Here is a 4,718-nt window from a genome sequence, read left to right as displayed (position 1 = left end):
ACCTGCCCCTTTGTCGCCCGGGAGCTGATACCCTTGATGGAAATCACCGGTCGCGATCAGGAAGAGGCGGCGCTCACGCTTGGCGCCAATGGCTGGCAGACTTTCTTTTACGTGACGCTGCCGAATATCCGCTGGGCGCTGCTTTATGGCGCGATCCTGGCGAATGCCCGCGTCATCGGCGAATTCGGCGCGGTCAGCGTCGTTTCCGGCAATATTCGCGGAGAAACCATGACGCTGCCGCTGCAGGTCCAGCTTCTCTATGATGATTACAACGTGACCGGCGCCTTCGCCGCCGCCACCATCCTTGCCGCGATCGCCGTTCTTACCCTGATCCTGCGATCGGTGATCGAGGCGCGGCATCCACATGGGCACTGAGTTCAACCGGGAGACCGATCATGGGTCTTGAGATCGAAAACATATCGAAATCCTATGGCAGCAATCGTGTACTGGATGCCGTCAATCTGGATGTTGCCCCCGGCGAGTTCGTCGCGCTTCTGGGGCCTTCGGGTTCGGGCAAGACCACGCTTCTGCGGATCATCGCCGGCTTGCAGTTTGCCGACAGCGGCAGGCTGGTGATGGAGGGCGAGGACATTACCGGGCTGGAGGCGCGGCTGCGCCGCTTCGGCATGGTGTTCCAGAGCTATGCGCTGTTCGAGCATATGAGCGTTGCCGACAACACCGCCTTCGGGCTGAGGATGCGTCCGCGCGGGCGTCGCCCATCGCGCTCCGAGATCGGCGAACGGGTGAAAACGCTGCTCGACATGGCGGAGATCGGCCATCTGGCGGACCGCTACCCTTCGCAGCTTTCCGGCGGCCAGCGCCAGCGCGTGGCGCTGGCGCGCGCGCTGGCCATCGAGCCGCGCATGCTTTTGCTGGACGAGCCGTTTTCCGCGCTCGACACCAAGATCCGCAAAGGCTTGCGCACGGCGCTTCGCGACCTGCAGCGCCGCGTCGGCATTTCCGCCATTCTGGTGACGCACGATCAGGAGGAGGCCTTCGAGATCGCCGATCGCATCGCCGTCATGTCGGAAGGCCGGATCGAGCAGTTCGGCACGGCCGAAGAGCTCGTCCGCTCGCCGGCAAGTCCCTTTGTGGCTGAATTCCTCGAGGGGATGGCGAATTACGAGAACCAGGGCGCCGGCATCTGACCGGCCCCCGGGCTCCGCTCAAAGCCCCAGCTCCTGCCACATCCGGTCGACGCTGTCCTTCACCGGCTCCGACATCGTCAACACCGCGCCCCATTCGCGGCTCGTTTCCGGACCGATCTTGTTCGTTGCATCAAGGCCGAGCTTGCCGCCGAGCCCCGGTTTGGGCGAGGCGAAGTCGAGATAGTCCACCGGCGTGCTCTCCAGAATGAGCGTGTCGCGCGAGGCGTCGAAACGGGTGGAAAGCGCCCACATCACATCATCCCAGCGTCTGACGTTGATGTCGGGGTCGACGATGATGATCAGCTTGGTCATGTTGAATTGCGAGAGCATCGACCAGAGCCCCATCATCACCCGCCGGGCCTGTCCGGGATAGCGCTTGTCGATCGAGGCGACGATGGCGCGGTAGGAGCAGGCCTCCGGCGGCAGATAGATGTCGGTGATCTCGGGAAACTGCTGCCTGACCAGCGGGATGAAGAGCTCCGTCATCGCTTCGCCCAGCACGGAGGGTTCGTCCGGCGGGCGTCCGGTGAAGGTCGACAGGTAGACCGGTTTTTTGCGCATGGTGATGGCCGAAAGCGTGACGACGGGAAACCGCTCGACCGCATTGAAATAGCCGGTGTGGTCGCCGTAGGGACCTTCATTGGCCTCCTCAGCCACCGAAACCGTGCCTTCCAGCACGATTTCCGCATTGGCCGGAACGGCAAGCGGCTGGGTGAGGGCAGGGGCGATGCGCGTCTTCCGGCCTCTGAGGACGCCGGCGAAATCAAGTTCGCTCATATCCTCCGGCAGCGGCATGACGGCGGACAGGATGGTTGCCGGATCGGCGCCGATCGCGATGGCCACCGGCATGTCCTTGCCGGCCTTTTGCCATGAGCGGAAATGCTTTGCGCCGCCGCGCTGTTCGAGCCAGCGCATGATCAGCCGATTCCGGCCGAGCACCTGCATGCGGTAGACGCCGACATTGGCGGGGCCGGCGCCCGCGCATTCGCGGGTGATCACCAGCGGCCATGTGACGAGCGGCGCCGGTTCGCCGGGCCAGCACCATTGCACCGGCAGGCGGCCAAGATCGATATCCGCGCCGCGCCAGACGATCTCCTGGCAGGGCGGACGGCTTTCTTCCTTCACGCCGAGAGAGAGCGCCGAACGCAACAGCGGCAGGCTGCCCACCGCGTCCCTCAGGCTTGCCGGCGGATGAGGTGATTTCAGTTCGCTGAGGAGCGTCGCCAGTTCCCCGATCCCGCCTTCGGCCAGACCGAACCCCCACTCGATGCGCTCGCGCGTGCCGAAAAGGTTGGTGACGAGCGGTATCGAGCTGATCCGGCCCGTGTCATCCACGGGTTTCTCAAACATCAGCGCCGGGCCGCCCTTCGCGAGCACCCGCCTGTGGATCTCCGTGATTTCGTGTTTCAGCGCGACCGGCCTTGCAATCCGCTTCAGCCGGCCCCGGCGTTCGAGCGTTTCAAGGAAGTCCTGGAGCCCGTCATAACGGTGCGGCGGTACGTCTTTTTTCATGTGTTTTCATTGACTGCCGCAAAAGCGGCGGTCTTTGCGCTAGCTCAAATCGAAGCGGCCCCGCTGCCGATAGTTTGCAGCCATCGCGGCTTAACAAAAGGCAGAACTGATGAGATTCCCGCCAGCACTCGCAATCCCGTTCGATCTTGTGCCGGTTCCGATCGCCGAGCGCACCGCCAACATGCTGCTGCAGCGGCTGGTCCGCCGCCATCCCGGCCTGTTCGAGCGTCTGGGCGAGCACAAGTCCAAGCGCTACGCCTTCCGGCCGATCGACCTGCCTTTCGTCTTCGTCGTCGCGCCCGCGGATGAAGAGGTGACCGTGTTGCGCGGCGATGCCGAAGACGGGGCAGATGCGTCCGTCGAAGGGCCGTTCTTCATGTTGCTGGCGCTGATGGAAGGCCGGCTGGACGGCGATGCGCTGTTCTTCTCGCGCGACCTGGCGATCTCGGGCGACATGGAAGCCATGCTGGCGCTGAGAAACGCGCTTGATGATTGCGACATCGACCTGCCGACCGATCTTTCGACGCTTGCCGGTCCCTTCGCCCCGGTCGTTGCCCGTACGGCGGCGCGTATCCGCGGCAAGGTTCTGTTCGAGGAGCCGCGTTCATGGAGCTGATCTGCCCCGCGGGGACCCCCTCCGCCTTTCGCGCCGCCGTCGATGCCGGCGCGGACGCCGTCTACTGCGGTTTCCGCGACGAGACCAATGCCCGCAACTTTCCGGGCCTCAATTTCTCGCGCGAGGAACTGGGCGAGGCGATCGCCCATGCCCATCGTCACGGCACGAAGGTTCTGGTCGCGCTCAACACCTTCATGCGCGCCGGGGCGGAAGAGATCTGGTACGAGGGCGCGCGGGATGCCTCAAGGGTCGGCGCCGACGCCCTGATCCTGGCGGATATGGGGCTGATGGCCTATGTGGCGGAAAACCTGCCCGAGCAGCGCCTTCATGTCTCGGTGCAGGCCTCGGCCTCCAATGCGGACGCGATCAGCTTTCTGGTCCAGGCCTTCGGCGCCAAGCGGGTGGTGCTGCCCCGCACGCTGACGATTGACGACATCGCCGGGATTTCGAGGGCCGTCAACTGCGAGATCGAGGTCTTCGTTTTCGGCGGGCTCTGCGTCATGGCCGAGGGGCGGTGCTCGCTCTCCTCCTATGCCACCGGCAAGTCGCCGAACATGCATGGCGTCTGCTCGCCCGCAAGCCACGTGCGCTATCGCCGGGAAGGCAACGAGATGGTCTCCGAGCTCGGCGGCTACACGATCAACCGTTTCGGCCAGGGCGAGCCCGCCGGCTACCCGACGCTCTGCAAGGGCCGGTTCGATATCGGCGAGGCCTGTGGCTATGCGTTCGAGGATCCGGTCTCGCTCGATGTCATGAGCGAGATCGATGCGCTGCGCGCGGCAGGGGTCTCGGCGCTCAAGATCGAAGGGCGCCAGCGCGGCAAGGCCTATGTGGCCGAAGTCGTTTCAACGCTCAAGGCCGCTCTTGATGCCGGTCCGGAACGAAGGGCCGCGCTTCTTTCGGGGCTGCGCGGCCTGTCGGAAGGGCAGAAGACGACATCGGGCGCCTATGAGAAGAAATGGCGATAAGGAGGAGATCGCATGACCAACACGCAACTCACGCTCGGCCCTGTCTATTATCTCTGGGACGGTCCCAAATGGCGCGACTTCTATTTCCGCATTGCCGACGAAGCGCCGGTCTCCCGCGTCATAGTCGGCGAGACGGTCTGCTCCAAGCGTCAGCATTTCATCGACCCCCATATGGATGAGGTGATCGATCGGCTGGAGGCTGCGGGCAAGGAGGTCGTCATTTCCACCTACGCGCTTGTGACGCTGACGCGCGAGACCAGGAAACTGCGCGCCATTGCCGCCGAAAGCGAGCGGCTGATCGAGGTGAATGATCTCTCCGCCTTCATGTATCTCGACAGCAGGCCGCATACGGTCGGCCCGCTGGTCAATGTCTATAATGGCGCCACGGCGCGGCTGTTGAAGACGCGGGGCGCGACCGCGCTCTGCCTGCCGCCCGAATTGCCGATGAGCTCGATTGCGTCCATCGCCGGTGAC

At 64.2% G+C, this 4,718-nt stretch carries 6 protein-coding genes; 5 read left to right on the top strand and 1 reads right to left on the bottom strand.

All coding sequences use genetic code 11. The features are described 5' to 3' along the window. A partial coding sequence (locus AC5DC2_RS19625) for an ABC transporter permease subunit (protein WP_491699685.1) occupies positions 1–375 on the top strand: 375 nt, incomplete at its 5' end. Positions 376–395: 20 nt separating this feature from the next. Further along, entirely contained in the window at positions 396–1,148 is a 753-nt protein-coding gene (locus AC5DC2_RS19620; protein WP_051424129.1) for an ABC transporter ATP-binding protein, read from the top strand. An 18-nt stretch (positions 1,149–1,166) separates the two neighbouring features. Here the strand turns inward: AC5DC2_RS19620 and AC5DC2_RS19615 are convergent, their stop codons facing one another. Further along, positions 1,167–2,660 carry a UbiD family decarboxylase gene (locus AC5DC2_RS19615; RefSeq protein ID WP_491699684.1) on the bottom strand — a complete coding sequence of 498 codons (1,494 nt, stop codon included), beginning with the start codon at positions 2,658–2,660 and terminating at the stop codon, positions 1,167–1,169. A 106-nt stretch (positions 2,661–2,766) separates the two neighbouring features. On the opposite strand from AC5DC2_RS19615, the gene ubiT reads away from it, so the two are divergent. The 3 genes from ubiT to AC5DC2_RS19600 form a co-directional block, all read left to right on the top strand. Further along, on the top strand, positions 2,767–3,276 hold the full coding sequence (gene ubiT / locus AC5DC2_RS19610; RefSeq protein ID WP_024709341.1) for a ubiquinone anaerobic biosynthesis accessory factor UbiT: 510 nt from the start codon (positions 2,767–2,769) through the stop codon (positions 3,274–3,276). Next, positions 3,267–4,244 carry a ubiquinone anaerobic biosynthesis protein UbiU gene (gene ubiU, locus AC5DC2_RS19605; RefSeq protein WP_491699683.1) on the top strand — a complete coding sequence of 326 codons (978 nt, stop codon included), beginning with the start codon at positions 3,267–3,269 and terminating at the stop codon, positions 4,242–4,244. Before ubiT ends, ubiU begins: the two co-directional genes overlap by 10 nt. A gap of 12 nt (positions 4,245–4,256) precedes the next feature. Further along, positions 4,257–4,718, top strand: a 462-nt coding sequence (locus tag AC5DC2_RS19600) for a U32 family peptidase (protein WP_491699682.1), incomplete at its 3' end; no start/stop codon positions are given.

The sequence above is a fragment of the Martelella sp. genome (genome assembly GCF_984369615.1).
The sequence above is the reverse complement of the archived record's forward strand: the minus strand, read 5'-3'. Positions and strand labels throughout refer to the sequence as shown.

Bases quoted from the DNA above. Each gene is read 5' to 3' on its own strand.
- AC5DC2_RS19620 (WP_051424129.1), top strand. From the start codon at position 396: ATGGGTCTTGAGATCGAAAACATATCGAAATCCTATGGCAGCAATCGT.
- AC5DC2_RS19615 (WP_491699684.1), bottom strand. From the start codon at position 2,660: ATGAAAAAAGACGTACCGCCGCACCGTTATGACGGGCTCCAGGACTTC.
- ubiU (WP_491699683.1), top strand. From the start codon at position 3,267: ATGGAGCTGATCTGCCCCGCGGGGACCCCCTCCGCCTTTCGCGCCGCC.